Origin of the sequence: Carboxylicivirga taeanensis (assembly GCF_051851475.1) — a bacterium.
In the GTDB taxonomy this organism is placed as follows: Bacteria; Bacteroidota; Bacteroidia; order Bacteroidales; family Marinilabiliaceae; genus Carboxylicivirga; species Carboxylicivirga taeanensis.
On sequence record NZ_JBPUSJ010000070.1, the window covers coordinates 1 to 1,590 of the forward strand.

Genomic DNA, 1,590 nt, shown 5'->3' on the forward strand with positions numbered 1-1,590 from the left:
ATAATGCATAGCAGTCCGGCTCGCTTTGGTTGGGCCGATTCCCGCTTCGATTGTCAGTCCTGTCGGACGGACAATCAGCACCGCGAATCTGCTACCGCATCATGCAGCTAACCGTTAGGCAAAATACGGTGCGACATAACACAACTATACATTAATATGACATTTATAGCAGGATTTATCGCAAAGGACAATATATTTCTATTCTCAGACACAGCGATAACAGAATGGAATTCTACTAAAGAAAATCAGATTTCTTCTTTTGGAGAGAAGTCGCATTCAGATGACGAGAAAGTTGTTTATCAATCAGAAATTAAACTTTTTAATACAAATAATGGCAGGTTAATACTTGGAGGTGCTGGGAATGCAAATTCCATAGATTCATTCATTGAGAATGTAGAATCTTATGCAGGCTATGGTTTATCTTCTAGAGAAATTATTAAAAATGCACTGGAAAATATTGACCGTAATGATTTTGAAATATTATTAGGGTATTTTGAAAATGACAAACCTGTATTTTGCAAAAAGCATTCAAATTCAACTAAGCTTGAAAATTGCAGTAGTGAATTTTCTTACATAGGTATGGAAGGAACACATTTTTCTCTTTTCCAAAATAATTTCGTGGAACTCAAATATCAAACAAATGATTTTGATTCGTGGGAACCTAAGAAAATTTCGGTTACTGTGAATTCAATCTTACAAGCATATGGGACTTGGAATTATACATTAGAGGAAGGTGTTGGAGGTGCTTTTACTTCTTTATATTTAGACAATGAAAGAGCATTTTGGCAACCCAGTTTAGGCTATGTATTATTTGACATTAATTTTAAGTCTTTAAAAGCTATTTCTTCAAATGCAGAAATGGTATTACCGAATAATCTATTTATAAATTCTAAATATATTTTCACAGACCAAAGGGAGGGTGCTTTCTATATAAGTTCTCCAAAGCCAAATTTTACAGGTTTTCTATTTAGAGAGCTGGACTCCAAGAAAGGAAATTTTATAAAAGAATGGTTTGATAAATATGAAGAAGAATTAATTAAACAGTTTACAAACTTAGAAATTGAATATGTCGTTTTTATTTGTACAAATACAAAAGTGGTAACAATATTTGAAAAAGAAGAGTTGAAAAAACAGAGGATACAAATTAATTATGGAGAAAATCTAAAGCTTAGATATGAAATTCAGAGCGAAGATGATGTCAATACGTACGCTGAATTTTTGAATTGGATAACTGAACCCTTAGATAGAGATTTAACATTAAAAACATAATAAAGTACTTTGCCTAACAATGGCTCATAAAGCATACTTTTTTGCCGCAGGCGCAACACAAAAAAGCACGCTTCATAGCCTAGCCGTTAGGCACCACCCAATATTTTTAAGCCTGATTCGAAGTATTTTTGGGATTCGAGCGGCTTTTGAGGAATTTGCTGCTCACCCACGGGCCAGCAACCCACATTCGCACAAATAGTAAGTTTTGCAAATCGAAGACTTAATTGTTTTCACTGAAAGTTATGAGCGTTACGGAATCAGCCCGCCCCGTCCGACTTGCAAATTGAGCGCTTTGTAAGTGCAGCATATCAAATAACTGCA

General features: G+C 34.7%; 1 protein-coding gene. It reads left to right on the top strand.

The window, feature by feature from the left end; translation table 11 throughout:
• The first annotated feature begins 156 nt into the window (after nt 1–156).
• Entirely contained in the window at nt 157–1,269 is a 1,113-nt protein-coding gene (locus ACSX1H_RS19260; protein ID WP_439185883.1) for a hypothetical protein, read from the top strand.
• Nucleotides 1,270–1,590 lie beyond the last annotated feature (321 nt).